The following is a 25,568-nucleotide window of genomic DNA, read 5'->3' on the forward strand; positions in this document are numbered from 1 at the left end:
GGGGCCCAGACGCGCCGCGAGCGCTGCCAAGGCCGAGGGAGGCCCGCTGCGACGGGCACGCCACCCCTCATGGCCCGGCCGAGCGGAGCGGCCCGGCACACGGAGCCGAGCGGAGCGGCCCGGCACACGGACCGGCGAGGCGCCGCGTCTCCCGTCGTCCCCGCCGGCGGCGCCAGCCGGGCGAACGGGCCCGGCGGCGCTCACCCCACCGGTCGAGCCGCCCCCGGGGAGCGGCGCGCCGCCTTGATCACGTGCGTCACGGCTGTTGCCATGACGCACTATGGCGACGACGCATGAGCTGACGTCACCGGATGCCCGGCCCCGCGCGCGCCACGCCGCACCGCCGCGCAGCCGCCCGCACTCCGAGGTCCATCTGCTCGCCTCCCTGGCGGCGCTCTTCACCGTGGTCCAGCTCCTCCTGGTCGTCGCGCCCGGCATGGGCCTCGGCTGGGACGAGTCGGTCTACGTCAGCCAGGTCTCCCCGGACATCCCCTCGGCCTTCTTCAGCGCGCCCCGCTCCCGGGGCGTGCCGGTCCTCGTCGCGCCGATCGCGCTGCTGACCGCGTCGACCCTCGCGCTCCGGGTCTACCTGGCGGTCCTGTCGGGCGCGGCCCTGTTCCTGGCCCTGTGGCTGTGGCGGCCGCTGCTCGGCACCCGGGTGGTGGCGCTGGCCGGGCTGCTCTTCACCGGGCTGTGGGTGACCCTGCTGTACGGCCCCCAGGCGATGCCCAACCTCTGGGTCGCGCTGGTGGCCCTGATCGCGGTGGGCTGCTACCTGCAGGCGGCGGCGCCGGGCCACACCGGCCGGGGCGCGCTCGCCGGGCTGGCGGTGGCGTTCGCCGCGCTGACCCTGCTGCGCCCGCACGACGCCGCCTGGCTGGCCCTGCCCCTGGGCGTCGCCGCGCTCTTCGTGCGTGGCCGGCGCCGCCCGGTGCTGCTCGCGGCCATCACGGCCGGGGTGCTGCTGGGCGGCGCCCAGTGGGTGGTCGAGGCGTTCACCAGCTACGGCGGCATCCTGGCCCGGATGGACCGTGCGAACGCCATCGAGGGCGGCCTCGGCTGGCACCTGGCGTTCGCCGACCAGCTCAGCACCCTGGACGCGTCGCACACACTGTGCCGCCCCTGCGACGCCGTCTGGCAGCACAAGGGTGACGCCGTGTGGTGGTTCGCCCTGCCCGCCCTGGTGGCGGCCGGGGTCGCCCTCGCGCCGCGGCGTGAGGGGCAGGCGCCCGGGGCGCGGTTCCTGCCGGCGGTGTGCGGCCTGTCCCTTGCGCTGCCCTATCTGGTGCTCATCGACTACGCCGCACCGCGCTTCCTGCTCCCCGCGTACGCCCTGCTCGCCCTGCCCGCGGCCCAGTGCCTCCTCCTGCTCCCCGCGCGGGTACGGCCGGCGCTGCGTCCGGCCGTCACCGGCGCCGTGGTCGCCGTCGTGCTCGCGCAGCTCGTCACCCAGCAGATCGTGCTCCACCGCGCGGTGCGCAGCTCGACCATCGGCAACGAGGACTACGCCCGCATGGCCGCGGAACTGAACCGGCTGGGGGTGCGCCCGCCGTGCCTGGTGACCGGGCCGATGGCGACGCCCGTCGGCTACCAGGCGCGCTGCGCCTCCGGCCAGACCGCGGGGAACAACGAGAACCTGACCCCGGCCGGCATCCTGCGCCTGGCCCGCACCCAGCCCGTCGCCGTCCTCACCCCGCGGGGCGGGCAGCCGCCCGCGTACGCGCGTGACTGGCCCTCCCGCCCGCTGCCGGACCTGAACTACCACCAGGGCTACCGCGTCCACCTCTCGCCCAGGTAACGGCCACAATGGACGGGTGATCCCGGACGTCCGCCTGCCCTCCCCGCTGGTCGAGCTGCGCGACGACGAACGGCTGGCCGGGCGCGGCGTCCGGATGCTCGTCAAGCGGGACGACCTGATCCACCCCGACCTGCCGGGCAACAAGTGGCGCAAGCTCCACCTGAACCTGCGGGCCGCCCTCGACGGCGGCCACCGCCGCCTGCTGACCTTCGGCGGCGCCTACTCCAACCACCTGCGCGCCACCGCCGCCGCGGGCCGGCTGCTCGGCATGGCCACCACGGGCGTCGTCCGCGGCGACGAGCTGGCCGGACGCCCGCTCAACCCCTCCCTCGCGCAGGCCGCCGCCGACGGCATGCGGCTGCACTTCGTCGACCGGGGCACCTACCGCCGCAAGGACGAACCGGAGGTCCTGGCGGCCCTCCTGGACCGTCTGGGGCCCGCCTACGTCGTCCCCGAGGGCGGCAGCAACGCGCTCGCCGCACGGGGCTGCGTGGCGCTCGGCGAGGAGCTGCGCGGCAGGGCGGACGTCGTGGGCGTGGCCTGCGGAACGGGCGGCACCCTGGCGGGCCTGGCGGCCGGAGTGGATCCGGGGCAGCGGGTCATCGGGTTCCCGGTCCTCAAGGGCGGCGGTTTCCTGGCCGGGGAGATACGCCGGCTCCAGGAGGCGGCCTTCGGCGGACCGCGCGGGTCCTGGCTGCTGGACGAACGCTTCCACCACGGCGGCTACGCCCGTACCTCGCCCGAGCTGGATGCGTTCGCGGCGGACTTCGGCACGCGGCACGGCTTCGTCCCGGACTCCGTCTACGTCGCGAAGATGCTCCACGGCCTGTTCTCGCTGGCGCAGGAAGGTGCCTTCGCGCCCGGGACGACGGTCGCGGCCGTCGTGACCGGGCGGCCGACCGGTTAGCCTTGCTGGCATGATCCGAGCCGCGACACCTGCCGACGTCCCGGAGATCCACGCGATGATCCGCGAACTCGCAGAGTACGAGCGGGAGCCGGACAGCGCGCGGGCCACCACGCAGCAGCTCCACGACGCGCTCTTCGGCCCGGATCCGGCCGTCTTCGCGCTCCTGGCCGAGGACGACGCCCTGGGCACGCCCGTGGGCTTCGCGCTGTGGTTCCGGAACTTCTCCACCTGGACCGGGACCCACGGCGTCTACCTGGAGGACCTGTACGTGCGCCCCGCTGCGCGCGGCGGCGGCCACGGCAAGGCCCTGCTCGCCGGACTCGCCGCCATATGCGTGGAACGGGGCTACGAACGTTTCGAATGGTCCGTGCTGGACTGGAACGAGCCGTCCCTCGCCTTCTACCGTGCGATGGGCGCCCGTCCCCAGGACGAATGGACGGTGCAACGACTGACCGGCGACCCCCTTCGCGCCCTCGCTGAGCAGGCACGTGTCAACAAAGCGACATCTCTTTCGATTTGACACCGCAGACCACTAGCGACGTTGCGTGCTCGTGCGCCTACTATGGGTGACAGCCATGGGGTGCCGGGGCAGGGCTCATTCATGGCGGCGACCGTGCTCCGTCCGGGCGACACCGGGGTACGGATCGCGATAGCGTCGCTGGCGAACCGAATCAGATCCAGTGCAATGCCGATGTGGGCAGTGCGTGTGCCACCTTGGAGGTGAGGGTGTCCCAGATCGCAGGCGAGCCCGGGTCGAAGGACTTCGTCGAGGTCCGGCTGCCCGCGGCGGGGGCCTACCTGTCGGTGCTGCGTACGGCGACGGCAGGACTTGCGGCCCGCTTGGACTTCACCCTCGACGAGATCGAAGACCTGCGCATCGCCGTGGACGAGGCGTGCGCCATCCTGCTCCAGCAGGCCGTCCCGGGGTCCGTGCTGAGCTGCGTCTTCCGCCTGGTCGGAGACGCCCTGTGGGTGACCGTGTCGGCGCCCACCACTGACGGCCGCGCCCCGGAGCGCGACACCTTCGCCTGGACCGTGCTGTCCGCGCTGGCCGGCGAGGTGGACTCCAGCGTGGCCGACGACAAGACCGTGAGCATCGCCCTGCACAAGAAGCGCGGTGCCGGACCGGGACAGCTGTAACGGGGGAATCGCCGTGAACGATCTGGAAGGCAGCACGCCGGGGGTGCGGGGCCGCCCCGTACCCGCCCCTGCGGCGCGGCGCCAGGAGGCGCGGCCGCATCCCGGTCCCGGGCCCGTGTCCGGCCCCGGGAGCAGTGACGCGGCCGGGCAGACGGATCAGGCGGATCGGGCGGATCGCATGGCGCAGGAGCAGCAGGAGCAGGAGCAGGACCACGGGCAGGTGCAGCACGGGCACCACGAGACCCACGACCGGGCCGGGGCCCGGGCGCTCTTCGTGGAGCTCAGCAAGCTCCCCCCGGGCTCCCCGGAGCGCGCCGAACTGCGCAACCGGCTGGTCCGCATGCACCTGCCGCTGGTCGAGCACCTCGCCCGGCGCTTCCGCAACCGGGGCGAGCCGCTCGACGACCTCACCCAGGTCGCCACGATCGGGCTGATCAAGTCCGTGGACCGCTTCGACGTGGACCGCGGGGTGGAGTTCTCCACCTACGCGACCCCCACCGTCGTCGGCGAGATCAAGCGGCACTTCCGCGACAAGGGCTGGGCGGTCCGTGTCCCGCGCCGTCTGCAGGAGCTGCGGCTCGCCCTCACGACGGCGACCGGCGAGCTCTCGCAGCAGCACGGGCGGGCCCCGACGGTGCACGAGCTGGCCGAGCACCTGAAGATCACGGAGGAGGAGGTCCTGGAGGGCCTCGAATCCGCCAACGCCTACAGCACGCTCTCCCTGGACGTGCCCGACACCGACGACGAGTCGCCGGCCGTCGCCGACACCCTCGGCGCCGAGGACGACGCGCTGGAGGGCGTGGAGTACCGGGAGTCGCTCAAGCCGCTGCTGGAGCAGCTGCCGCCGCGCGAGAAGAAGATCCTGCTGCTGCGCTTCTTCGGGAACATGACCCAGTCGCAGATCGCCCAGGAGGTCGGCATCTCCCAGATGCACGTCTCCCGGCTGCTGGCCCGGACGCTGGCCCAGCTGCGCGACAAGCTCCTGGTCGAGGAGTGACGGTACGGCGGAGGTGACGGCGGCGCCCCCGGGCGCCGCGGCTCACTGCTCGGCCGTACGCCCGATCCCGAGGGCGTCGGTGGCCGCGGGGTGGACGAGGAGCACCAGCTCGGCGACGGCGGCCACTCCCAGCGCGGCACCGGCGGCGATCATGACGCCACCCGCCTGCACCATGCTCCAGGCGACGGGGAGCGCGACGAGCTGGATGATCAGCGCGGGGCCGCGGCTCCAGCGGCGCGCGTGCCAGAGCCCGTACGCGGCCGCCAGCGGCATGGCCGCCAGGGCGAGGACGGTCACGCCTCCGGCCTCCGCCTGGCGCGGGCTGTCGGGGTCGCCGAGGATCCCCAGGGCCAGCATCGCGATCCCCCAGGCCGCCAGGGCGGCGCCTTCCAGTGCCGCGACCGCGGCCGCCGCCGCGAGGCGGCGCGTACGGCCCGGCTGCGCGGGCTTCTCGTTGCCACTCACCCCAGCAGGGTAGCCGTCGTGTCCGGGCCACCAGGGGTGCGGCCCGGTACCGCCCGGTAGGTACCCTGGCGGGCATGCGCGCCCTTCTCGTGGTCAACCCAGCCGCCACCACCACCAGCGCCCGGACGCGTGACGTACTCGCGCACGCGCTCGCCAGCGACCTGAAGCTGGAGGTCGCCGCGACCGAGTACCGCGGCCACGCCCGCGACCTCGCGCGGCAGGCCGCGGAGGGCGGGGAGATCGAGCTGGTCGTCGCCCTGGGCGGGGACGGCACGGTCAACGAGGTGGTCAACGGTCTGCTGCACAACGGCCCCGACCCCGACGGCCTGCCGAAGCTCGCGGTGGTGCCCGGCGGGTCCACGAACGTGTTCGCGCGCGCTCTGGGGCTGCCCAACGACGCCGTGGAGGCGACCGGCGCGCTGCTGGACGCGCTGCGCGAGCGCAGCTCCCGCACGGTCGGCCTGGGCCTGGTGAGCGGAACCCCGGGCACGGAGGACGAGGGGGTGCCCGCGCGCTGGTTCACCTTCTGCGCCGGGCTGGGATTCGACGCGGGTGTCGTGGGACGGGTGGAACAGCAGCGCGAGCACGGCAAGCGCTCCACCCACGCGCTCTACATACGCCAGGTCGTGCGCCAGTTCCTCACCGAGCCGAACCGGCGCGCCGGCGCGATCACCCTGGACCGGCCGGGCGAGGACCCGGTGACCGACCTCGTGCTCGCCCTGGTGTGCAACACCGCGCCGTGGACCTACCTGGGCAACCGGCCGATCTACGCCTCGCCGCGCGCGTCCTTCGACACCGCCCTCGACGTGCTGGGACTCTCCCGGCTGACCAGCGCGACGGTCACCCGCTACGCCACCCAGCTGCTCCGTTCGACCCCGGAGCGCGGGCCGCAGGGCAAGCACGCGACCTCCCTGCACGATCTGACGGACTTCACCTTGCATTCGCAGGCGCCACTGCCGTTCCAGGTGGACGGAGACCACCTGGGACTGCGAATGAGCGCAACCTTCACAGGCGTACGCCGTGCACTGCGTGTGATTGTGTAAGCAGAAGGACATAAAGTCCTTTCACTCGAACGTTTAGGCTGCCCTGCACCCCATGGAAGTACGGCTGTGACGGAGCCGACACCGAGGATTCAAAAAAAACTTTTCGGAAGGGGTTGTATCCGCAGCCCAGGTTTGCGAGGCTCTTCCTGGCGATCGGGACAGCCGCTCATCGGGCGTCCTCGGCAGCCGGAATCCTCACCACACCCCCGCGGGACCGCACCAGGAGACTGGGCGATGTCCCGTGTCGTGTCTGAGGATTCGTGAAAGCGTTCACATTCACAAGCAACTTACATGCAACACAAGGAGATGGAGCAGCCATGGACTGGCGTCACAACGCCGTTTGCCGCGAGGAAGACCCCGAGCTCTTCTTCCCCATCGGCAACACCGGTCCTGCGCTGCTGCAGATCGAGGAAGCCAAGGCCGTCTGCCGCCGCTGCCCCGTGATGGAGCAGTGCCTGCAGTGGGCGCTGGAGACCGGCCAGGACGCCGGCGTGTGGGGTGGCCTCAGCGAGGACGAGCGTCGCGCAATGAAGCGCCGCGCCGCCCGCAACCGCGCCCGCAACGCCAGCGCCTGACGCACTCGCTTACCCCCGAGCCGCAGCGCGCAGCACCTCCGAACCGCGCAGCATCGCGACGCGAAGAGCCCCGGCCGCTCCCCGAGCAGCCGGGGCTTCGGCGTTCCCGGAGCCCGGTCCTGCGAGGTCCCCGCCCCACCGGACTCGCAGGACCTCGACGGGTTTCAGCCCTCCAGCGGCAGTTCCAGGACGACCTTCGTCCCGCGCTCCTCGGCCGGGACCATGTCGAAGCTTCCGCCCAACTCCCCCACGACCAGGGTCCGTACGATCTGCAGCCCGAGGTTGCCGGCACGCTGCGGGTCGAACTCCGCGGGCAGGCCGCGCCCGTCGTCCCGTACCGCGATGCCCAGCTTCTGCCCGTGCCGCTCGGCGGCCACCTCGACGGTGCCCTGCTCGCCCGGCCCGAACCCGTGCTCCAGGGCGTTCTGCAGCAGTTCGGTGAGGACCATCGACAGCGGGGTGGCCACCTCGGCCGTCAGGATGCCGAACCGCCCGCTGCGGCGCGCGGTGACCCTGCCCGGGGAGATCTCGGCGACCATCGCCAGCACGCGGTCGGCGATCTCGTCGAACTCCACGCACTCGTCGAGGTTCTGCGACAGCGTCTCGTGCACGATCGCGATCGAGCCGACCCGCCGCACCGCCTCCTCCAGCGCCTCCCGGCCCTTGTCGGAGTCCATCCGCCGGGCCTGCAGCCGAAGCAGCGCCGCGACCGTCTGCAGGTTGTTCTTCACCCGGTGGTGGATCTCCCGGATGGTGGCGTCCTTGGTCATCAGCTCGCGCTCCCGGCGGCGCAGCTCGGTCACGTCCCGCAGCAGCACCAAGGAGCCGTTGTGCGTGCCCTTGGGGCTCAGCGGGATCGCCCTCAGCTGGATGACGCCGCCGTTGCCCTCGATCTCGGTCTCTCGCGGCGCCTTGCCGCCGGCGACGGTCACCAGCGCCTCGTGGCTCTTGGTCCGCGAAGGGGCCAGTTCGGCGGAGACCGAGCCCAGGTGGTGGCCGACGAGGTCGGCGGCCAGGCCGAGCCGGTGGTAGGCGGAGAGCGCGTTGGGGCTGGCGTACTGGACGACGCCCTCGGCGTCGAGCCGGATCAGGCCGTCGCCGACCCGCGGCGAGGCGTCCATGTCGACCTGCTCGGAGGGGAACGGGAAGCTGCCCGCCGCGATCATCTGCGCCAGGTCGGACGCGCTCTGCAGGTACGTGAGCTCCAGGCGGCTGGGGGTCCGCACGGTGAGCAGGTTGGTGTTGCGGGCGATGACCCCGAGGACCCGGCCCGCTCGGCGCACCGGGATGGACTCGACCCGCACCGGGACCTCCTCGCGCCACTCCGGGTCACCCTCCCGGACGATCCGGCCCTCGTCGAGTGCGGCGTCCAGCATCGGGCGGCGGCCGCGCGGCACCAGGTGGCCGACCATGTCGTCCTGGTACGAGGTCGGGCCGGTGTTCGGCCGCATCTGGGCGACGGAGACGTAGCGGGTCCCGTCACTGGTCGGGACCCACAGCACGAGGTCCGCGAAGGAGAGGTCGGAGAGCAGTTGCCACTCCGATACCAGCAGGTGGAGCCACTCGAGATCGGAATCGTCGAGGTCCGTGTGCTGGCGTACGAGATCGTTCATGGAGGGCACGCAAATGAGCGTATCCCGCGCTCATGGAAGGCGCCGTCATCCAGTCCCCACAAAGGTCTCCGACGACCTATGATCTGACTGCGTCACCTTGTGGACAGGCGTTAGTGGTCTAGTCCAGAATTGACGTACAACCGAACTTCCATCCTTCCCGCACAGAAGGGTGGAGCGAGGCCCCGGCGCTCTCTGCCCTGACTGCGCCAGGCCTCATGGTCGGCCCTGACGGGCCGCGGGAACCGCACATCCCGCGTGCCACGGGCCGACGGCAGCTCCGGGCTGCGGTGCTGGGCGGGTTGAGGGTCCCGTCCCGGCGCCGCGGCCCGAAGTGGTGTCAGGGCCCTTTCCGGCCCGCCTTCCGGCTCAGCGCGTCTCGGTCACCTTCGCCAGCGCGCGCGGCGCATCGGGGTCCTGCCCGCGGGCGATGGTGATCTCGTAGGCCAGCATCTGCAGCGGGAGGATCTCCAGGACCGGCTGCACCTCCTCGGCGACGCCCTCGGTGGGCAGGACGAAGCCTGCGGAGGCGGCGTCTACCGACGCCTGGTTGCCGATGACCATCAGATCGGCCCCACGGCCGCGGAGCCGGTCCAGCACCGGCTGGAGCGCCTCGCCGCCCTTGCCCTCGGTGACGATCGCGATGACCGGGGAGACGTTGTCGACCATGGCCAGCGGGCCGTGCAGCAGGTCGGCGCCGGAGAAGGACAGGGCCGGGATGTAACTGGTCTCCATCAGCTTCAGCGCGGCCTCCTTCGCGGTCGGGTAGCCGTAGCCGCGCGAGGTGAGCACCAGGCGCTCGGCGAAGCGGTAGCGCGCGGCGAGCGCCCTGACCTCGTCCTGGCGGGCGAGGATCTGCTCCGCGAGTTCCGGCAGGACCTTGGCGGCGTTGCCGTCGCCGCCCCGCAGCCCCTCGACGAACAGGTAGAGCGCGAGCAGCTCGGCGGTGTACGTCTTGGTCGCCGGCAGCGCCTTCTCCGGGCCGGCCAGGACGTCGATGTGGAACTCGGAGACCTCGGCCAGCGGCGAGTCGGCGTTGTTGGTGACCGCCAGGGTGATCGCGCCGGCCTCGCGGGCGGCCCGGGTCGAGGCCACCAGGTCCGGCGAGCCGCCGGACTGGCTGACCGTGACGACCAGGCAGTCCGTCAGGTCCGGGCGCGCGCCGTAGGCGGTGGTGGTCGACATCGAGGTCAGCCCCGCGGGCTTGCCGAGGACCACCTCCACCAGGTACTTGGCGTACAGGGCCGCGTTGTCGGAGGTGCCGCGCGCGGTGAGCAGGACGAAGCGCGGTCCGCGCGCGGCGATCCGCTCGGCGGTCCGCCGGATCCGCGGGGCGCCCTCCTCGAGGATGCGGCGCAGCACCGCGGGCTGCTCGGCCATCTCGCCGGACATGATCCGGCCGGGCATCGGCTGCTGCTCGGCCGGCGACGGGGCGGACATTCTCGGGGCCTCCAGGTGGATCCGGAACGGATGTGCCGCGGCGGACCTCAGTCGCCGGCCTCCTTGCCCGCGATGACCTCCGCGGCCGCCCGCCCGCACACGCGGGCGGCGCCGTGGGTCGCGATGTGCAGCGCGCCGGACGGTGCCGCCTGGGGAACGCCCATCTCCACCACCACCGTGTCCGGACGGGCGGCGAGCAGCGCGCCCAGCGCCTCGGCCATCCAGGGGTGACGGTGCACGTCACGCACCACTGCGACGATCCTACGAGTCCCCGCCGACCGCAGCACGTGTGCGGTCAGCGCGTCACCTTCGCGAAAGCTCCCGGTCACGGTGCCCGGGAAGATCCGGTCGAGCTCGGCGGCGACGCCCCACGGGGTCTCGTCACCGACGGCGATGTTGGCGACCGGGGTGAAGGCGGCGACGTACGGCGCCTCGGCGACCGGCAGGTACGCGTCGGTACGGGTCACGCGCAGGGCGCGGCGGGCCGCGACCAGGCCGATCCCGGGGTCCGGTGCCGCGAGCGTCGGCGCCGCGGAGCGCTCGGCGGCCCAGGCGGCCAGGCTCCGCACCCGTCCGGCGGCGTCGGCGAGCCGCTCCCGGGGCAGGTCGCCGTCGCGTACGGCGGCGACGATGGCGTCGCGCAGGGCGACCACCGTCTCCTCCTCGGCGAGGCCGCCGCCCACGCAGATGGCGTCGGCGCCGGCGGCGAGCGCCAGGACGGTGCCGCGCTCGATGCCGTACGCGTCGGCGATGGCGCGCATCTCGATGCCGTCGGTGACGATCAGGCCGTCGTAGCCCAGTTCGTCGCGGAGCAGTCCGGTGAGCACGGCGGGGCTGAGGGTGGCCGGGCGGTCCGGGTCGAGGGCGGGCACGAGGATGTGCGCGCTCATCACGGCCTTGCTGCCGGCGGCCAGGGCGGCCCGGAACGGGGCGAGTTCACGGGCGTGCAGGGTGTCCGGGTCGACGTCCACCCGGGGCAGGGCGTGGTGGGAGTCGACGGAGGTGTCGCCGTGACCGGGGAAGTGCTTGGTGCAGGCGGCGACCCCGGCGGACTGCAGGCCCTCGACGTACGCGCCGGTGTGGCGGGCGACCAGCAGCGGATCGGAGCCGAAGGAGCGCACGCCGATGACCGGGTTGCGGGGGTCGGAGTTGACGTCCGCGGACGGCGCCCAGTTGAGGTTGACCCCGCACTCGGCCAGCCGGCGGCCGAGTTCGGCGGCGACGTCGCGGGTCAGGGCGGTGTCGTCGACGGCGCCGAGGGCGAGGTTGCCGGGGAAGGAGGAACCGCTGCGGGCCTCCAGCCGGGTCACGTCACCGCCCTCCTCGTCGGCGGCGACCAGGACGTCGGGCCGTACCGCGCGCAGCTGCGCGGTGAGCGCGGCCAGTTGCCCGGGCGACTCGATGTTGCGGGCGAACAGGGCGACGGAGCCCAGTCCCTCGGCGAGCCTGCGCAGCAGCCACTCGGGTGCGGTGGTGCCGTGGAAGCCCGGCTGCAGGACGGTGAGGGCGTCGCGGACGAGGCCGCCCGGGTCCGCGGTGCCGTCGTGGATCTGGCTCAAGGTCTCGGTCATCCCTTCACCGCCCCGGCGGTCAGTCCGGCGGCGACCCTGCGCTGCACGATCAGGAAGAAGATCACCACGGGCACGCCCATCATGGTCGAACCGGCCATCATCGGCGCGTAGTCCGTGCCCCGCGAGGTGACGAAGTTGCCGAGCCACACCGTCGCCGTCTGGTGCTCCTGGCTCATGATGAGCATCGCGTACAGGTACTCGTTCCAGGCCTGGATCAGCGCGTAGATGGAGGTGGCGACGAGGCCCGGGGCGAGCAGCGGCAGGATGATCCGGAAGAACGCGCCCATGCGCGTGCAGCCGTCGACCATCGCCGACTCCTCCAGCTCCTTGGGGATGTTGACGATGAATCCGCGCAGCGTCCACACCGTGAAGGGGAGCACGAAGGTCAGGTACGTGATGACGAGCCCGGAGAGCTTGTCGATCTGGTCGATCTGGTTGAGCAGCAGGAAGACCGGGATGATCATCGCCACCAGCGGCACCATCTGCACGGCGAGGATCGCGACGATCACCGCCTTGCGGCCGCGGAAGACGAAGCGGGAGATGGCCAGCGCCGCCAGCAGCCCGATGACCAGGCCGAGGCCGACGGTGGAGCCGGCGACGATCAGGCTGCGGCCGACCGATCCCCAGAAGTCGCCGACGTCGAGGGCGTCGGAGAAGTTCTGGAAGGACAGGCTGGTCGGGAAGAGCTTGGGGTCGGGGTCGATGGCGTCCTTGGCGGGCTTGAACGCCGTGTTGAGCATCCAGTAGACCGGGAAGCCGGAGACCACCACGACCAGCAGGCCGAGCAGGTTGTAGACCGTCCGCCCCTTGCGCCGGGGCCGCCGGGCGGCGCGCGCCGCCGGAGCGGCGGCCGGCACCCTCTCGGCGGGAGCCGTGTCGAGCATGGCCGTCACTCCACCTCTCCGATCTTCAGCATCTGGCGCATGTAGACGGCCATCACCCCGAGGAGGAGCAGCACGGTGACGACGGCGATGGCCGCGCCCGCGTCGTAGTCGTTGGCGACGAAGGCCTGGTCGTAGGAGTAGGTGGTGAGGACCTGGTACGCGGGCTCGGGGTGGCCGTCGCGCATGAGGAAGACCTGCGGGAAGACGCCCATGTCCCAGATGACCGACAGCGTCGTCAGCATGACGATGATCGGCTTGAGCACCGGCAGGGTGACGTGCCGGAAGACCTTGACCGGCCCGGCGCCGTCCATGCGGGCGGCCTCCTCCAGTTCCTTGGGCACCTGGGTGAGGCCGGCGTGCAGGGTGATGGCGACGAAGGGGATGGCGCCCCACACCACCATGAGGGTGATGACCAGGAAGCCCTGCTTGGTGTCGGTGAACCAGTTGTGGCCGCTGAGGTCCACCCCCGGCAGCCGGCTGAGCAGCCAGTTGAGGACGCCGTAGTCGCTGTCGAACATCCACTTGAAGATGGTGATGGCGACGACCACGGGCATCGCCCAGCTCGCCACCAGCACGATGTTGATCAGCGCCTTGACCCAGGGCGAGACCCGCTGCATCAGCAGGGCCACCCCCATGCCGACGACGAGCGTGAGCAGCACCGCCGCGAGGGTGAAGAGCAGCGTGCGCAGGACGACGCCCCAGAAGACCGAGTCCCCCAGGACGTGGGTGTAGTTGGCGACGCCCTGCCAGTCGCCGGGCAGCCCCTGCCAGAGCTCGGCCTGCCCGTACTGCTTGAACGAGAGGGTGACCAGCCGGACCAGCGGGTAGCCGAGGACCAGCAGCAGGACGCCGATGGTCGGCGCGAGCAGCGTCCACGGGAGCGCGGCTCCGCCGAAGCGGCGTGGCCTGCGGCCCGCTCCCGCCGGCCGCGGGCGCGGCACCTTGTCCAACGGTGTGTCAACGGCACTCATCATGTGCTCCTCGGCTGCTCCAGTCCCTGGCGTCGCGCCGGGGCCGGCCGCCCCGGGGCGGCCGGCCGGCGTCGATCACCGTGTTGCCCGTGTGCCGGTCAGCCGGCGTTGATCACCGCGTTGATCTGCTCGTCCGCGGACTTGGTCGCGTCCTCGATGGAGGCCTTGCCGACCGCGATGTCGTTGAGCATGTTCTGCAGGATCTGCTTCTTCTCGACCTGCAGCCAGCCCGGGGCGGTCGGGACGAACCAGGTGTTCTCGTTGGCCCGGGCGGATGCGGCCGTCGCCGGGTCGTCCTTCAGCGGGGCGAGCAGCGACTTGGCGTTGGGCAGGTTGCCCTTGGAGATGAGGACCTTCTGGGCGGCGCTGTTCGTGAAGCCGTTGATCCAGTCGGCGGCGAGGTCCTGCGCGGCGGACTTGGCCGGGATGACCAGGTCGGAGCCGCCGATGAAGTTCGGCAGCAGTTCGCCGTTGGGGCCGGGCAGCGCGAAGGTCTCCAGGTTGTCCTTCAGCTTGCCGGTCTTGTCGGTCTTCGGGTCGGCGGCGGCGCCGCCCTCCCAGCTGGCGCCGTAGATGAGCGCGGACTTGCCCTGGCCGTAGACGATGTAACGGTCGGACTCGTCCTTGTTCTTGTCGCCGTGGAAGTACGCGTCGAGGACGCCCTTCCAGGTCTTCAGGCCCTCGATGGACTTGGGGTCGGAGAGGGTGGCGGTCCACTTGCCGCCGTCCTCCTTGGCGACGTCGCCGCCGGCGTCCTTGACGAAGGCCAGCGCGGTGTACCAGTCGCGGCTGGGCTGGTACCAGGCGGAGAACTTGTCGCCGTTCTTCTTCTGGATCTTGTCGAGCGCGTCGGTCAGCTCGGCCCAGGTGGTGGGGGCCTTGGTGACGCCGGCCGCCTTGGCGACGTCCTTGCGCCAGGTGCCGACACGGGCACCGGCGTAGTAAGGCACGCCGTAGGTCTTGCCGTTGTACGTCACGGAGCCCTCGAGGGCGTCCAGCCAGTCGCCGGAGTTCTCGAACTTGCTCTTGTCGATGGGCGCGAACGCGCCCTTGACCAGGTAGCCGAGGGTCTCGGTGTTGCCCATCTCGACCACGTCCGGCACCTTCTTGGTGGCGAGGACGGCGTCGAGCTTCTGGTTCTTGGCGGTCCACTCGTAGTACTCGTGGTGGATCTTCACGCCCTTGTGCTCGGCCGTGAAGGCGTCGTCCGCCTGCTTGACCAGCTCGGGCCAGTTCTTCTGTGCGTCGACCGTCAGCCAGACGGTGATCTCCTTCGGCGCCGAGGCCTTGTCGGAGCCCTTGTCGTCCGAACCGCAGGCCGCAACGCCGGCGACCATGACGGCGACACCGATCGCCGCGATCAGCTTGCGCTTCACAACACCCTCCCCAGGGCAGTGAGTACCAAGTGGTGTAGACCAGTGCCCGAAGCTTGGCCTAGACCTTTAGGGGTGTCAAGGGTGTATAAGAGCACCGGACGCGTCCGTTACCGGACCGACATCTGGGCTCGTAACGCGATATGAGCCCGGCCCGTGCCACGATGTGAGCCGCGAATGACGGAGGAGCCGGTGACGGCAGCACGACAGCACTCGGGAGCAGAGGCGATGGAGACGGACGGCGAGGCCGGCACAGCGGTGACGGAGACCGCGGAGGCGCCCGGGACCGTGGCCGGACGGACCGCGCGGGTGCCCAAGTACTACGGCCTGAAGCGCCATCTGCTCGAACTGACGCAGACGATGCCCCCCGGCTCCCCGGTGCCCCCCGAGCGCACCCTGGCCGCCGAGTTCGACACCTCGCGCACCACCGTGCGGCAGGCGCTGCAGGAACTGGTGGTCGAGGGCCGCCTGGAGCGCATCCAGGGCAAGGGCACCTTCGTCGCCAAGCCCAAGGTCTCCCAGGCGCTGCAACTGACCTCGTACACCGAGGACATGCGGGCCCAGGGCCTGGAGCCGACCTCACAGCTGCTCGACATCGGCTACATCACCGCGGACGACCGGCTGGCCGAACTGCTGGACATGAAGGCCGGCGGCCGCGTACTGCGCATCGAGCGCCTGCGCCTGGCGAACGGCGAGCCGATGGCCATCGAGACCACCCACCTGTCGGCCAAGCGCTTCCCCGCGCTGCGCCGCAGCCTGGCGAAGTACACCTCGCTCTACACGGCCCTCGCCGAGGTCTACGACGTCCGGCTCGCCGAGGCGGAGGAGACCATCGAGACCTCGCTCGCCACCCCGCGCGAGGCGGGCCTGCTGGGCACGGACGTCGGGCTGCCGATGCTCCTGCTGTCCCGGCACTCGATCGACACCGGCGGCGAGCCGGTGGAGTGGGTGCGCTCGGTCTACCGCGGTGACCGCTACAAGTTCGTGGCCCGGCTGCAACGTCCGTAACCCCGGTACGGTTCCCCGGCCTTGTAGATCGTTTCCATACCGCAATGCGGGCGGTAGTGACGTGCCGACCGTCCTGACTCTAGATTGCCTGCGCATTACACAGGAGTAAGAGATCAGGACGGAGCCGTAGCAATGTCCGAACCATCCGGAACCTCCGGGCGGCCGCCGGTGGTCACCACCACACGTGTGATCGCCGGTGTCTGCCTCGTCATCCCCTTCGTCGCCATGCTCTGGGTCGGCTCGTACGCGAAGCTGACCCCGGAGTTCATCGGCATCCCCTTCTTCTACTGGTACCAGATGCTGTGGGTGTTCCTGTCCTCCGGGCTGACGTACGCCGCGTACGTCATGGTCCGTCGTGAGGAGCGGGCACGGAAGGAGGCCGCGAAGTGAAGGACGGGGTCAACGGCGTCGCACTCGCCGTCTTCATCTTCTTCTTCCTGGTCGTCACGGTCCTGGGCTTCCTGGCCGCGCGCTGGCGCAGGGCCGAGAACGCGCTACACCTGGACGAGTGGGGCCTGGGGGGCCGCAGCTTCGGCGGCTGGATCACCTGGTTCCTGCTCGGCGGCGACCTCTACACGGCCTACACCTTCGTGGCGGTGCCGGCGGCGGTCTACGCGGCGGGCGCGTCCGGCTTCTTCGCCGTGCCGTACACGATCCTGGTCTACCCCCTGATCTTCACCTTCCTGCCGCGCCTGTGGTCGGTGTCGCACAAGCACGGCTACGTCACCACCTCCGACTTCGTGCGCGGACGCTTCGGCTCCAAGGGCCTGTCGCTGGCGGTGGCCGTCACCGGCATCCTGGCCACGATGCCCTACATCGCGCTGCAGCTGGTGGGCATCCAGGCCGTGCTGGACGTGATGGGCGTGGGCGGCGGCGAGTCGTCCAACTGGTTCATCAAGGACCTGCCGCTGCTGATCGCCTTCGGTGTCCTGGCGGCCTACACCTACTCCTCCGGCCTGCGGGCACCGGCGCTGATCGCGTTCGTGAAGGACACGCTGATCTACATCGTCATCGCGGTGGCGATCATCTACATCCCGATCAAGCTGGGCGGCTTCGACGACATCTTCGCCAAGGCCGGCGACGCCTACTCCCAGGTCAACCCCGCCACCGGCAAGCCGCGCGGATCCCTGGCCCCCGGCGACACCGCCCAATGGGCCTACGGCACCCTCGCACTGGGCTCGGCGCTCGCGCTGTTCATGTACCCGCACTCCATCACCGCCGTGCTCTCCAGCCGCAGCCGCGACGTCATCCGCCGCAACACCACCGTCCTGCCGCTGTACTCGCTGATGCTCGGCCTGCTGGCCATGCTCGGCTTCATGGCGCTGGCCAGCGGTGTCGGCGCCGGGGTCAAGGGCTACAACGGCCAGCTGGCGATCCCGCAGCTGTTCGAGAACATGTTCCCGTCCTGGTTCGCGGGCGTGGCCTTCGCCGCGATCGGCATCGGCGCGCTGGTGCCGGCGGCGATCATGTCCATCGCCGCGGCCAACCTGTTCACCCGCAACATCTACAAGGACTTCCTCAAACCGGACGCCACCCCCGCGCAGGAGACCCAGGTCTCCAAGGTGGTCTCGCTGCTGGTCAAGGTCGGCGCCCTGATCTTCGTCCTCACCATGGACAAGACGGTCGCGATCAACTTCCAGCTGCTGGGCGGCATCTGGATCCTGCAGACCTTCCCGGCCCTGGTCGGCGGCCTGTTCACCCGCTGGTTCCACCGCTGGGCACTGCTGGCGGGCTGGGCCGTCGGCATGGTCTACGGCACCTGGGTGGCCTACGGCGTCGCCAGCCCGGCCCAGAAGCACTTCGGCGGCTCCTCCGACACCATCCCCGTCATCGGCCAGATCGGCTACATCGGCCTGACCGCCTTCGTGCTCAACGTCGTGGTCACCGTGGTCCTCACCTTCGTCCTGCGGGCCCTGAAGGCCCCCGAGGGCGTGGACGAGACCAGCAAGGCCGACTTCACGGCCGACGCCGGCGACCCCGGCGTGCAGAAGGACCTGCCGGTGGGCGCCGGTCACTGACCGCCGCCCCGGCCACGATCACGGGCCGCCGCCCTGGGACGGGGCGGCGGCCCGTCGTCATGCCGTACGGGCCGGCTCCGGGCAGCGGAAGGTGCGGCGGTACGCCTGAGGGGTGGTGCCCACCCAGCGGGCGAAGTGGTGCCGCAGGGTCGCCGCGTTGCCGAAACCGGCGCGCGCGGCGACGGCGTCCACCGTCTCGTCGGTGCCCTCCAGCAGCTCCCGTGCCAGCAGCACCCGCTGGCCCAGCAGCCAGCGGTACGGCGTCGTGCCGGTCTCCTGCTGGAAGCGGCGCGCGAAGGTGCGCGGCGACATGTGCGCCCGGGCGGCGAGCTCGTCGACGGTGACCTCGCGGTCCAGGTGGCGCTCCATCCACGCCAGGACCTCGCCCACGGTGTCGCAGCGCGTGCGCGGCAGCGGGCGGTCGACGTACTGCGCCTGGCCGCCCTCGCGGTGCGGGGGCACCACCATGCGCCGGGCGATGGCGTTGGCCACGTCGCTGCCCTGCTCCTTGCGGACCAGGTGCAGGCAGGCGTCGATCCCGGCGGCGGTGCCGGCCGAGGTGATCACCGGGTCCTCGTCCACGTACAGCACGTCGGGCTCGACGCGCACCCGGGGGTGACGCCGCGCCAGTTCCTCCGCGTGCCGCCAGTGGGCGGCGCAGCGGCGGCCGTCCAGCAGGCCGGCGGCGGCCAGCACGAAGACCCCCGAGCAGACGCTGAGCACCCGCGCCCCGCGCCCGACGGCGCGGTTCAGCGCCTCCAGCAGCTCCGGCGGGTACGACCGGCGCACGTAGGAGTCCCCGGCGGGCACCGCGACCAGGTCGGCCTCCTCCAGCCGTTCCAGCCCGTGCCGGGTGCCGATGGTGAACCCGGCGGGCGACGTCAGCGTCGGGCCCTCCGCGGACGCCACGGCGAAGTCGTACGCCGGCAGGCCGTCGTCCGACCTGTCGATTCCGAACACCTCGCAGACCACCCCGAGTTCGAAGGGATGGACACCGTCGAGCAGGACCACGGCCACGTTCTGCAGCATGCGTCCAGGATGACAGAGGGGCTGCGCGGGCGTGGCAGGATTTCGAGGTAGTGCGTCGGTCCTGCCACTCCCGGCGGGGTCGCACGAGGAGCACAGTCGAAGGCATGGAAACCTTCCTCGCCACCGTCACCGCACTGGTCTTCTTCCTGGCCCTGGCCCTCGCCGCCCTGACCGGGCACGTCCACGACTCCCGCGACGGCCATGACTGGCACCGGTGAGTCCGTCACTGTGTAACCGCACCGACACAACATCTGGTGGTGTCACGGGCGGGCGCCACTAGATGTATGCTCAACTCCGCTGTCGCCGCAGGGGAAGCCGGTGGGAATCCGGGACTGCCCCGCAACGGTGTGCGGGCGCCTGAAGGCGTGCCCGCGAGTCCGAGTACCTGCCGACGGCACCGTCCGGCGCGCCGTCCGGACGGTGAAGTGTCCGGGCCTCGCGGGTTGGGCCGGCGGACGCGCCGCGGCATGCCCTGGCCTGCCCTGCGTGCGCCCCGTCGCTCCTCCGCGTCGCCGCCGTACGAGGGAGAGAGCACACGTGACCATCGCGCCCGCCGCACCCGCCACCGCATCGGAACCTGCCTCAACCGGAGCCGATCTGCTGCGCGTCCTGACGGAACTGACCGCAGACCTCCCCGACACCGACCCCGGCCGGGTCGCCGCCGCCGCGCTGCGCGGCCGCAGCGCCACGGCGGACGAGGCGGAACTGCGCGGGCTGGCCACCGAGGCCGCCGCCGGGCTGATCGCGGAGGACCCGCAGTACTCGCGGCTCGCCGCCCGCCTGCTCACCCTCGCCGTCGCCGACGAGGCCGCGGGCGAGGGCGCCGTGTCGTTCTCCACGTCCATCGCGGTGGGCCACCGCGAGGGCCTGATCGCCGACGGCACCGCCGCCTTCGTCGCCGAGCACGCCGCGCGGCTGGACGCACTGGTCGACGGCGCGCTCGCCGACGGCGCGGACGACCGCTTCGGCTACTTCGGCCTGCGCACCCTGCACAGCCGCTACCTGCTGCGCCACCCGATCACCCGCCAGGTCATCGAGACCCCGCAGCACTTCATGCTCCGCGTCGCCTGCGGCCTGGCCGAGGACCGCACCGGCCGCTCGGTGGACGAGGTCGCCGCGCTCTACGGCCTGATGAGCCGGCTGGACTACCTGCCCAGCTCCCCCACGCTCTTCAACTCCGGTACCCGGCACCCGCAGATGTCCTCGTGCTACCTGCTGGACTCCCCGCTGGACGAGCTGGACTCGATCTACGGCCGCTACCATCAGGTCGCCCGGCTGTCGAAGCACGCCGGCGGCATCGGCCTGTCGTACTCCCGCATCCGCTCCCGCGGTTCCCTGATCCGCGGCACCAACGGCCACTCCAACGGCATCGTCCCGTTCCTGCGCACCCTCGACGCCTCCGTCGCCGCCGTGAACCAGGGCGGCCGCCGCAAGGGCGCGGCCTGCGTCTACCTGGAGACCTGGCACGCGGACATCGAGGAGTTCCTGGAGCTGCGCGACAACACCGGTGAGGAGGCGCGCCGCACCCACAACCTGAACCTGGCGCACTGGATCCCGGACGAGTTCATGCGCCGCGTCGACACCGACGGCACCTGGTCGCTGTTCTCCCCCGCCGACGTGCCCGAGCTGGTCGACCTGTGGGGCGAGGAGTTCGACGCCGCCTACCGCAAGGCCGAGGCCGCGGGCCTGGCCCGCAGGACCCTCCCCGCGCGCGAGCTGTACGGCCGCATGATGCGCACCCTCGCGCAGACCGGCAACGGCTGGATGACCTTCAAGGACGCGTCCAACCGCACCGCCAACCAGACCGCCGAGCCCGGCCGCGTGATCCACTCCTCCAACCTCTGCACGGAGATCCTGGAGGTCACCGACGACGGCGAGACCGCGGTCTGCAACCTCGGCTCGGTCAACCTCGGCGCCTTCGTGGGCGAAGACGGCGGCGCCGGGGAGGAAGCCATCGACTGGGAGCGGCTGGACGCCACCGTCCGCACCGCCGTGACGTTCCTCGACCGCGTGGTGGACATCAACTTCTACCCGACCCGCGAGGCCGCTTCCTCCAACGAGCGCTGGCGCCCGGTGGGCCTGGGCGCGATGGGCCTGCAGGACGTGTTCTTCAAGCTGCGGCTGCCCTTCGACTCCGCCGAGGCCAAGGCCCTGTCCACGAAGATCGCCGAGCGCATCATGCTCGCCGCCTACGAGGCCTCCTGCGACCTGGCCGAGCGCCACGGCCCGCACCCGGCCTGGTCGCAGACCCGCGCCGCCCGCGGCGTGCTCCACCCGGACCACTACGACACCGAGGAGAACTGGCCCGAGCGCTGGGAGGCGCTGCGCGCCCGCGTCGCCGCCACCGGCATGCGCAACTCGCTGCTGCTGGCCATCGCCCCGACCGCCACGATCGCCTCGATCGCGGGCGTGTACGAGTGCATCGAGCCGCAGGTCTCCAACCTCTTCAAGCGCGAGACGCTCAGCGGTGAGTTCCTGCAGGTCAACTCCTACCTGGTGGACGACCTGAAGAAGCTCGGCGTCTGGGACGCGCAGACCCGCGACGCCCTGCGCGAATCCAACGGCTCCGTCGAGGGCTTCAACTGGATCCCCGCGGACGTCCGCGAGCTGTACCGCACCGCCTGGGAGCTCCCGCAGCGCGCCCTGATCGACATGGCCGCGGCCCGTACGCCGTACCTCGACCAGAGCCAGTCGCTCAACCTCTTCATGGCCGCGCCCACCATCGGCAAGCTCAGCTCGATGTACGCGTACGCCTGGAAGCAGGGCCTGAAGACGACGTACTACCTGCGCTCCCGCCCGGCCACCCGCATCGCCCAGTCCGCCCGCGCGGCGGCCCCCATCCCGCTCCAGCAGACGACGCCCGACGCCGACGCGATCGCCTGCTCCCTTGAGAACCCCGAGTCCTGCGAGGCCTGCCAGTGATGAGCTCCACCAAGAGACTGCTCGACCCGGGCTTCGAGCTGACCCTGCGTCCGATGCGCTACCCGGACTTCTACGAGCGGTACCGCGACGCGATCAAGAACACCTGGACCGTGGAGGAGGTCGACCTCCACTCCGACGTCGCCGACCTCGCCAAGCTCTCGCCCGGCGAGCAGCACATGATCGGCCGTCTGGTCGCCTTCTTCGCCACCGGCGACTCGATCGTGGCCAACAACCTGGTGCTGACCCTGTACAAGCACATCAACTCCCCCGAGGCGCGGCTGTACCTGTCGCGGCAGCTCTTCGAGGAGGCCGTGCACGTCCAGTTCTACCTGACGCTGCTCGACACCTACCTGCCCGATCCCGAGGAGCGCACGGCCGCGTTCGCGGCCGTGGAGAACATCCCCTCCATCCGCGAGAAGGCGCAGTTCTGCTTCCGCTGGATGGACTCGGTGGAGTCCATCGACCGCCTGGAGACCAAGGAGGACCGCCGCCGCTTCCTCCTCAACCTGATCTGCTTCGCGGCCTGCATCGAGGGCCTGTTCTTCTACGGCGCCTTCGCGTACGTCTACTGGTTCCGCTCGCGCGGCCTGCTGCACGGGCTCGCCACCGGCACCAACTGGGTGTTCCGCGACGAGTCGATGCACATGGACTTCGCCTTCCACGTCGTCGACACCGTCCGCGCGGAGGAGCCCGAGCTCTTCGACGAGGAGATGGGCAAGCAGGTCACCGCGATGCTGGAGGAGGCCGTCGAGGCGGAGCTCCAGTTCGCCCGCGACCTGTGCGGCGACGGCCTGCCCGGCATGAACACCGACTCCATGCGCGCGTACCTGCAGTGCGTCGCCGACCAGCGACTGGTCCGCCTCGGCCTGCCGGCCCGCTACGGCTCGGAGAACCCGTTCTCCTTCATGGAGCTGCAGAACGTCCAAGAGCTGACCAACTTCTTCGAGCGCCGCGCCTCCGCCTACCAGGTGGCGGTCGAGGGCTCGGTCTCCTTCGACGACGACTTCTGATCCGCGCCGCGGGATGCACGAACGAGGGGGCCCGGCCGGGCCCCCTCGCCGTCACTTCAGGGCGACCGCGTCGGCGGCCGAGGTCACCTGGGCCGTCGTGGTCGTGCCCGGGAAGAACCAGCGCCAGCTGCCCGCCGCGGTGGCGGTCACCTTGGTGCTCAGCGAGCCGTTGCTGCTCGTGGTCGCCGTCTTGACGGTGCTCCACTTCGTGGAGCCCGCCTTCTTGAACTGCAGCTTCACGGGCTGCCCCGCGTAGCCCCAGTACTTCAGGCTCTGCCAGCTCGCCCGCGTGAGCTTGCCCTTGACGGTGAGCCTGCCGCCCTTGGCGACCGGCTCCGGGCCCGCGTCGGTGGTGAGCACCGAGGCGCGCTTCACCTTGAACCGGGCGATGTTGTCGCTGATCCAGTAGTCACGGTCGTTCGCGTTCACCGTGGCGTTGACCTGCCAGACGCCCGCGACCTGGTTGGCGTTCCAGCCCTCGATCCCGCCTTCGCCGTACGGCCGGATCCACTCCGGGTGGATCGTCATCGTGGCCGTGCACACCGACGTGGTGGCGCTCTTCTTCTCGCAGCGGGTGCCGGTCCAGTCGACGGGTCCGAACCCGTTCTTCGTGTTGAAGGCGCTCACGTGCGAGACCTTCTTGATCCCCGAGTTGTCCCTGATCGTCATGGCGACCGGGAACTCGACGGTCTTCTTCGTCCCGACGATCACATTGGTGCCGTGGTCCACCACGGTCTTGATGACCCGGATGTCCCCCCGCCCCTCGGCGTGCGCGGCCGGCGCCGTCAGGACCACCATCGCCGCAGCACCCGCCGCCGCGGCCGTCAGCGCTCTGTGTCGCATGTCCCTCCCCTGCTCGTCCCCGGCGCGATCATGCCGGGGGACGAACAGGTTAACGGCAGGAACCGATCAGTCGTTCGGGACGGTCTCGTACTTCGGCGTCAGCTCCGCCATCTGCTTCAGCGCGTCCTTGCGGTCCCGCTTGGAGAGCCGGTCGATGTAGAGGTACCCGTTGAGGTGGTCGGTCTCGTGCTGCAGGCAGCGCGCGAAGAAGCCCTTGCCCTCGATGACGACGTCGTTGCCGTGCAGGTCCTGGCCGCGGCAGACCGCGTAGTCGGGGCGCGGCAGTTCGGCGTAGGCGCCCGGCACGGACAGGCAGCCCTCGTTGCCGTCGTCCAGGACGCGGCGCTCGGCGGGGAGGTCGTCGACGACGGGGTTGACCACGTGGCCGACGTGGCGGACGCCGTCGTCGTCCGGGCAGTCGTACACGAAGACCCGCAGGGGCACGCCGATCTGGTTGGCGGCGAGGCCGACGCCCTCGGCGGCGCGCTGGCTGGCGAACATGTCGTCGATCAGCGTGGCCAGCTCGTCGTCGAAGGACGTCACCGTCTTGCACGGCTGGTGCAGCACCGGGTTGCCGACGACCGTGATGGGGCGGGCGGTGCCGCGCTCGCGGTGGGCGGCCTCACGCTCCTCCGCGTCCGTCACGTCGTCGGTGAATGCGGTCTGCTCGGTCTCCTGCTGCGACATGGTCCGTCGTACGCCTTCCTGGGGCCTTCTCCAAAGCTCAATAGCCCATCAAGGGTACGTGCCCGCGACGGTGTCAGCAGACCTCTTCGAGATCACGCCAGTCCCGGGTGTCCGGACTGTCGGCGACCCAGCTGTCCAGCAGCCCGCGCACCAGGCCGACCGGGGCGGCGATGCCGCACTCGCGCTCGGGGGCCCACAGGGCGCCGGGGGTGCGGTGGCTGAGGTGGCCCGGGTGGCCGGGTTCGCCCTGGTCGTGCGGGTCGCGGGAGGCGTCGGAGCCGTCGTCGGTCGGCATGCGGCTCTCGGAGCAGGTGCGGCAGAGCAGCCGTACGGAGGACGACCAGTCCTCGGCGGCGTACCCGGCGTCGGCGGCGAGCTGCTCCAGGGCGTCGCGGTCCGACTCGGTCGCCGCCTCCAGCAGGACGAGCCAGGTCGGCACCGGCGAGGGCGCCCACAGCTCGATCTCGTCGAAGACGGGGTACGTGGCGCCGCCGGCGGTGCGCCGCTCGCCGTGCGGGACGCCGTCGTGGAGCACGACCTCGCCCCAGCGGCGGCCGGAGGACGGCAGCGGGATGCTCAGCACCTCGATGCGGGCCGGGTCGATCCGGCGGCCCCAGACCACCTCGGCCTCGCCCTCCGGGGAGAGCCGCACCGCCGAGCTGCCCAGCTCCATCTCGACGGGGCCGGTCCCTGACGCGTCGGGCCGCAGCCCATACGCCTGCCAGGCGCGGCGGGCGAGCGGCCAGTCCTGCAGGGCGGTGGCGGCGATGCCGACGTTCCACCAGTCGGGGGCGCCGGGCGCGCGGTCCAGCAGGGCGACGGCCCGCAGACCGGTGGTGCGGGCCTGCTCCCAGTCGTGCCGGAACTTGTGCAGCAGCGCGAGGTTGTACCAGGACTCCGAACGCCAGGGCTCCAGGTCGGCCGCACGGATCAGCAGCGCACCGGCGTCCTCGTACCGTCCGTCGCTGATCAACGTGAACGCCCGGTCGGTCGCCTGCCGCCACGTGGCGGAGGGCCGGTGCCGTGCCCTGCCGAAGATCCTCAAGGTGTCCCGCCTGCCGTTCGCTTTCGCTGGTGCCCCACGGTGCCCCGTCCGTCCCCCCACGTCCCGTGCTCAGCGGTGCTCATCAGTCCTCCTTGCCATCGGCAGGGCCTGTCACACACGGCCGGGCGCGTCGGTTTGGCAGCATCGCCGCCATGGTGCGCCTCTTGAGCGCTCTGCGCCCCTGCGGGCATCCAACCATGCCCCTTGGTGCGCCCGCTCATTACCGGTGGGT

23 protein-coding genes and 1 riboswitch are annotated in these 25,568 nt (G+C 71.4%); of the genes, 12 read left to right on the forward strand and 11 right to left on the reverse strand.

The genetic code is table 11. The features are described from left to right. Positions 1-280: 280 nt before the first annotated feature. From ACFYYN_RS04085 to ACFYYN_RS04105, 5 genes are all read left to right on the forward strand, one after another. Positions 281-1,798, forward strand: coding sequence for a glycosyltransferase family protein (locus ACFYYN_RS04085; RefSeq protein WP_500544595.1), 1,518 nt, complete (start codon positions 281-283; stop codon positions 1,796-1,798). 16 nt (positions 1,799-1,814) lie between these two features. Continuing rightward, the gene (locus tag ACFYYN_RS04090; protein WP_500544596.1) at positions 1,815-2,705 is read left to right on the forward strand and encodes a 1-aminocyclopropane-1-carboxylate deaminase/D-cysteine desulfhydrase; all 891 of its coding nucleotides are present in this window, start codon (positions 1,815-1,817) and stop codon (positions 2,703-2,705) included. Between the two features lie 10 nt (positions 2,706-2,715). Beyond that, entirely contained in the window at positions 2,716-3,225 is a 510-nt protein-coding gene (locus ACFYYN_RS04095; protein ID WP_500544597.1) for a GNAT family N-acetyltransferase, read from the forward strand. Positions 3,226-3,431: 206 nt separating this feature from the next. Further along, positions 3,432-3,845, forward strand: coding sequence for an ATP-binding protein (locus tag ACFYYN_RS04100; RefSeq protein ID WP_319138557.1), 414 nt, complete (start codon positions 3,432-3,434; stop codon positions 3,843-3,845). 43 nt (positions 3,846-3,888) lie between these two features. Further along, entirely contained in the window at positions 3,889-4,842 is a 954-nt protein-coding gene (locus ACFYYN_RS04105) for an RNA polymerase sigma factor SigF (RefSeq protein ID WP_500544849.1), read from the forward strand. Positions 4,843-4,884: 42 nt separating this feature from the next. Here ACFYYN_RS04105 and ACFYYN_RS04110 read toward each other — a convergent pair whose 3' ends face one another. Next, on the reverse strand, positions 4,885-5,307 hold the full coding sequence (locus tag ACFYYN_RS04110) for a hypothetical protein (protein WP_499513879.1): 423 nt from the start codon (positions 5,305-5,307) through the stop codon (positions 4,885-4,887). Positions 5,308-5,381: 74 nt separating this feature from the next. On the opposite strand from ACFYYN_RS04110, the gene ACFYYN_RS04115 reads away from it, so the two are divergent. Further along, a complete protein-coding gene (locus tag ACFYYN_RS04115) occupies positions 5,382-6,350 on the forward strand; it encodes a diacylglycerol/lipid kinase family protein (protein ID WP_500544598.1) in 969 nt (322 codons plus the stop codon). 317 nt (positions 6,351-6,667) lie between these two features. Continuing rightward, on the forward strand, positions 6,668-6,925 hold the full coding sequence (locus tag ACFYYN_RS04120; RefSeq protein ID WP_018563321.1) for a WhiB family transcriptional regulator: 258 nt from the start codon (positions 6,668-6,670) through the stop codon (positions 6,923-6,925). 164 nt (positions 6,926-7,089) lie between these two features. Here the strand turns inward: ACFYYN_RS04120 and ACFYYN_RS04125 are convergent, their stop codons facing one another. The 6 genes from ACFYYN_RS04125 to ACFYYN_RS04150 all read right to left on the reverse strand — a co-directional run bounded on the left by ACFYYN_RS04125 (position 7,090) and on the right by ACFYYN_RS04150 (position 14,777). Further along, complete coding sequence (locus tag ACFYYN_RS04125) at positions 7,090-8,538, reverse strand: sensor histidine kinase (RefSeq protein WP_500331109.1); 1,449 nt, start codon at positions 8,536-8,538, stop codon at positions 7,090-7,092. Positions 8,539-8,904: 366 nt separating this feature from the next. Beyond that, positions 8,905-9,975 carry an SIS domain-containing protein gene (locus ACFYYN_RS04130; RefSeq protein ID WP_500331107.1) on the reverse strand — a complete coding sequence of 357 codons (1,071 nt, stop codon included), beginning with the start codon at positions 9,973-9,975 and terminating at the stop codon, positions 8,905-8,907. A gap of 47 nt (positions 9,976-10,022) precedes the next feature. Continuing rightward, complete coding sequence (locus ACFYYN_RS04135; protein ID WP_500544599.1) at positions 10,023-11,546, reverse strand: glycoside hydrolase family 3 protein; 1,524 nt, start codon at positions 11,544-11,546, stop codon at positions 10,023-10,025. Then, positions 11,543-12,430: a carbohydrate ABC transporter permease gene (locus tag ACFYYN_RS04140; protein ID WP_499513874.1), complete on the reverse strand. Its 888-nt coding sequence runs from the start codon at positions 12,428-12,430 to the stop codon at positions 11,543-11,545. The genes ACFYYN_RS04135 and ACFYYN_RS04140 overlap by 4 nt, the downstream gene beginning before the upstream one ends. Before the next feature lie 5 nt (positions 12,431-12,435). Beyond that, positions 12,436-13,401: a carbohydrate ABC transporter permease gene (locus ACFYYN_RS04145; protein WP_500544850.1), complete on the reverse strand. Its 966-nt coding sequence runs from the start codon at positions 13,399-13,401 to the stop codon at positions 12,436-12,438. A gap of 98 nt (positions 13,402-13,499) precedes the next feature. Continuing rightward, complete coding sequence (locus ACFYYN_RS04150; protein ID WP_500331103.1) at positions 13,500-14,777, reverse strand: extracellular solute-binding protein; 1,278 nt, start codon at positions 14,775-14,777, stop codon at positions 13,500-13,502. A gap of 225 nt (positions 14,778-15,002) precedes the next feature. Here ACFYYN_RS04150 and ACFYYN_RS04155 point away from each other — a divergent pair, with 225 nt between their 5' ends. The 3 genes from ACFYYN_RS04155 to mctP all read left to right on the forward strand — a co-directional run bounded on the left by ACFYYN_RS04155 (position 15,003) and on the right by mctP (position 17,800). Further along, positions 15,003-15,782, forward strand: coding sequence for a GntR family transcriptional regulator (locus ACFYYN_RS04155; RefSeq protein ID WP_499516940.1), 780 nt, complete (start codon positions 15,003-15,005; stop codon positions 15,780-15,782). 132 nt (positions 15,783-15,914) lie between these two features. Then, a complete protein-coding gene (locus ACFYYN_RS04160) occupies positions 15,915-16,172 on the forward strand; it encodes a DUF3311 domain-containing protein (RefSeq protein WP_026251773.1) in 258 nt (85 codons plus the stop codon). After that, positions 16,169-17,800, forward strand: a complete 1,632-nt coding sequence (gene mctP / locus ACFYYN_RS04165) for a monocarboxylate uptake permease MctP (RefSeq protein WP_500544600.1) — start codon at positions 16,169-16,171, stop codon at positions 17,798-17,800. The genes ACFYYN_RS04160 and mctP overlap by 4 nt, the downstream gene beginning before the upstream one ends. 57 nt (positions 17,801-17,857) lie before the next feature. Here the strand turns inward: mctP and ACFYYN_RS04170 are convergent, their stop codons facing one another. Then, positions 17,858-18,829, reverse strand: a complete 972-nt coding sequence (locus ACFYYN_RS04170; protein WP_500544601.1) for a GlxA family transcriptional regulator — start codon at positions 18,827-18,829, stop codon at positions 17,858-17,860. Positions 18,830-19,076: 247 nt separating this feature from the next. Then, positions 19,077-19,236: riboswitch (cobalamin riboswitch) on the forward strand. Positions 19,237-19,366: 130 nt separating this feature from the next. Here ACFYYN_RS04170 and ACFYYN_RS04175 point away from each other — a divergent pair. Then, positions 19,367-21,751, forward strand: a complete 2,385-nt coding sequence (locus ACFYYN_RS04175; RefSeq protein WP_500327900.1) for a ribonucleoside-diphosphate reductase subunit alpha — start codon at positions 19,367-19,369, stop codon at positions 21,749-21,751. Next, positions 21,751-22,761: a ribonucleotide-diphosphate reductase subunit beta gene (locus ACFYYN_RS04180; RefSeq protein ID WP_499513867.1), complete on the forward strand. Its 1,011-nt coding sequence runs from the start codon at positions 21,751-21,753 to the stop codon at positions 22,759-22,761. Before ACFYYN_RS04175 ends, ACFYYN_RS04180 begins: the two co-directional genes overlap by 1 nt. 51 nt (positions 22,762-22,812) lie before the next feature. Here the strand turns inward: ACFYYN_RS04180 and ACFYYN_RS04185 are convergent, their stop codons facing one another. The 3 genes from ACFYYN_RS04185 to ACFYYN_RS04195 all read right to left on the reverse strand — a co-directional run bounded on the left by ACFYYN_RS04185 (position 22,813) and on the right by ACFYYN_RS04195 (position 25,336). Next, positions 22,813-23,604, reverse strand: coding sequence for a hypothetical protein (locus tag ACFYYN_RS04185; protein ID WP_500544602.1), 792 nt, complete (start codon positions 23,602-23,604; stop codon positions 22,813-22,815). Positions 23,605-23,670: 66 nt separating this feature from the next. Continuing rightward, entirely contained in the window at positions 23,671-24,291 is a 621-nt protein-coding gene (def, locus tag ACFYYN_RS04190) for a peptide deformylase (protein ID WP_500327904.1), read from the reverse strand. A gap of 73 nt (positions 24,292-24,364) precedes the next feature. Next, complete coding sequence (locus tag ACFYYN_RS04195; protein WP_499513864.1) at positions 24,365-25,336, reverse strand: tetratricopeptide repeat protein; 972 nt, start codon at positions 25,334-25,336, stop codon at positions 24,365-24,367. Between the last annotated feature and the right edge of the window lie 232 nt (positions 25,337-25,568).

This window comes from Streptomyces sp. NPDC001902, assembly GCF_042891295.1.
Taxonomy (GTDB): Bacteria; Actinomycetota; Actinomycetes; order Streptomycetales; family Streptomycetaceae; genus Actinacidiphila.

Coding starts and splice junctions, on each gene's coding strand:
- ACFYYN_RS04095 (WP_500544597.1), top strand. CDS start 2,716: ATGATCCGAGCCGCGACACCTGCCGACGTCCCGGAGATCCACGCGATG.
- ACFYYN_RS04185 (WP_500544602.1), bottom strand. CDS start 23,604: ATGCGACACAGAGCGCTGACGGCCGCGGCGGCGGGTGCTGCGGCGATG.
- ACFYYN_RS04130 (WP_500331107.1), bottom strand. CDS start 9,975: ATGTCCGCCCCGTCGCCGGCCGAGCAGCAGCCGATGCCCGGCCGGATC.
- ACFYYN_RS04145 (WP_500544850.1), bottom strand. CDS start 13,401: ATGAGTGCCGTTGACACACCGTTGGACAAGGTGCCGCGCCCGCGGCCG.
- ACFYYN_RS04085 (WP_500544595.1), top strand. CDS start 281: ATGGCGACGACGCATGAGCTGACGTCACCGGATGCCCGGCCCCGCGCG.
- ACFYYN_RS04120 (WP_018563321.1), top strand. CDS start 6,668: ATGGACTGGCGTCACAACGCCGTTTGCCGCGAGGAAGACCCCGAGCTC.
- ACFYYN_RS04140 (WP_499513874.1), bottom strand. CDS start 12,430: ATGCTCGACACGGCTCCCGCCGAGAGGGTGCCGGCCGCCGCTCCGGCG.
- ACFYYN_RS04170 (WP_500544601.1), bottom strand. CDS start 18,829: ATGCTGCAGAACGTGGCCGTGGTCCTGCTCGACGGTGTCCATCCCTTC.
- ACFYYN_RS04125 (WP_500331109.1), bottom strand. CDS start 8,538: ATGAACGATCTCGTACGCCAGCACACGGACCTCGACGATTCCGATCTC.
- def (WP_500327904.1), bottom strand. CDS start 24,291: ATGTCGCAGCAGGAGACCGAGCAGACCGCATTCACCGACGACGTGACG.
- ACFYYN_RS04160 (WP_026251773.1), top strand. CDS start 15,915: ATGTCCGAACCATCCGGAACCTCCGGGCGGCCGCCGGTGGTCACCACC.
- ACFYYN_RS04155 (WP_499516940.1), top strand. CDS start 15,003: ATGGAGACGGACGGCGAGGCCGGCACAGCGGTGACGGAGACCGCGGAG.
- ACFYYN_RS04180 (WP_499513867.1), top strand. CDS start 21,751: ATGAGCTCCACCAAGAGACTGCTCGACCCGGGCTTCGAGCTGACCCTG.
- ACFYYN_RS04115 (WP_500544598.1), top strand. CDS start 5,382: ATGCGCGCCCTTCTCGTGGTCAACCCAGCCGCCACCACCACCAGCGCC.
- ACFYYN_RS04135 (WP_500544599.1), bottom strand. CDS start 11,546: ATGACCGAGACCTTGAGCCAGATCCACGACGGCACCGCGGACCCGGGC.